Here is a 1,460-nt window from a genome sequence, read left to right on the forward strand (position 1 = left end):
TCATATCGCCCGTTATATGATCCGACGTGCTGATAGGTTAGAAGCCTCGAAGAAGCAATTCATGGGGGTGGATCATCAGGAGTGACATGGCAGGTGGCTCTGAATCTCGCATCGACGCCGATGCGGCTCATGCTCGATCCGTAGGGTTGGATGTTGCTGCCGTCGCTTCGGCTTTGCAGGGAGCTTTTGGTCAAGCGCTTCTGGGGGTAATTGTTGGCAAGGATGCCCGCACGATCGCCCGTTGGGCAAGCGGGACCGTTCGGCCGCCGTATGCGAGCGAGCAGGTGCTGCGAGATACTTTCCAGGTGTTGGAACTGCTTATGTCGGTTGAGTCGCCCGAGGTCGCCCGAGCTTGGTTTATGGGCATGAACCCACAGCTCGATGATGTGTCACCGGCCGAGGCGCTCTCGGATGAGCGGTCCAAGGATGTGATGGCGGCGGCTCGCGCTTATGTCAGCGGACGCTAACGAGTCGCTTCTATCCGGGAGCCCAGTGATCGTTCTGTGATCTGGGGCGGGAGACAATGAGGGCATGGCTCGTGCTGAGATTGTTCTCCCTGACGGATACGCCGCATTTCTTCGCGGGCTGAAACGAAGGGTCCGAGACGCTCAAGGACATGCACAACGCACGATTAATACCCAACTCATCGAGCTGTATTGGTCCCTGGGCCGTGCCATCGTCACTGAGCAGGAGCAGCAAGGTTGGGGCGCTGGCGTGATCGAGCGCTTGGCTGGGGATTTGCGCGTTGAGTTTCCCCAGATGACCGGGTTGTCCCGCAGCAATCTGCAATATATGAGGGCGCTTGCTGCGGCCTGGCCTGCCAACGCAAATGTCCCGCAAGCTGTGGGACATTTGCCGTGGGGGCACATCCGTCTGCTCCTGGACAAGCTCGACGATCAAGACACACGTGAGTGGTATGCCACGGCTTCTGTGAAGAATGGTTGGTCTCGAAACGTCCTGCTGAATCAGATCAAGAACCGCACGCTTGAAAGAACGGGCGCTGCGCCATCAAACTTCAGCGCTGAGTTGGCGCCCGCCGATTCCGATCTGGCTAGGCAGATCGCCAAAGACCCTTACGTTTTCGACTTTCTGGAGCTTACCGAGGAGGCTGCCGAACGCGATCTGGAACAAGCGCTCATGGACCGCATCGTCGACACTTTACGAGAGCTCGGGACCGGGTTCGCCTTCGTGGGCCGCCAGGTGCATTTCGATGTAGCCGGCGATGACTTCTATCTCGACTTGCTCTTCTTCCACATTGAGCAACTGCGCTACGTCGTCATTGAAATGAAAACGGGAAAGTTCCAACCGGAACGCGCCGGCAAACTGGGTTTCTACGTCTCGCTCGTGGACGACCGGCTCCGCAGAGAGGCTCACGCACCCACAGTCGGCATGCTTATCTGCGGCGATCGAAACGATCACACAGTCCGGTACGCGCTCGGTCGTTCGGGCTCTCCGATGGC

Annotated in this window: 2 protein-coding genes; both read left to right on the forward strand. The window is 58.4% G+C overall.

Annotated features, from left to right (window positions below; all coding sequences use genetic code 11):
• Window positions 1–86 precede the first annotated feature (86 nt).
• Window positions 87–467 (forward strand): XRE family transcriptional regulator, encoded by a 381-nt coding sequence (locus CXY73_RS00065; RefSeq protein WP_104176386.1) that lies wholly within the window; start codon window positions 87–89, stop codon window positions 465–467.
• A gap of 64 nt (window positions 468–531) precedes the next feature.
• Window positions 532–1,460 (forward strand): YhcG family protein (locus CXY73_RS00070; RefSeq protein WP_104176387.1); only part of this gene is annotated, 929 nt, incomplete at its 3' end.

This window comes from Cryobacterium sp. Y50 (genome assembly GCF_002929805.1).
GTDB lineage: Bacteria > Actinomycetota > Actinomycetes > Actinomycetales > Microbacteriaceae > Cryobacterium.

Excerpts from the sequence above, each read along its gene's own strand:
- CXY73_RS00065 (WP_104176386.1), top strand. The coding sequence starts at position 87 with ATGGCAGGTGGCTCTGAATCTCGCATCGACGCCGATGCGGCTCATGCT.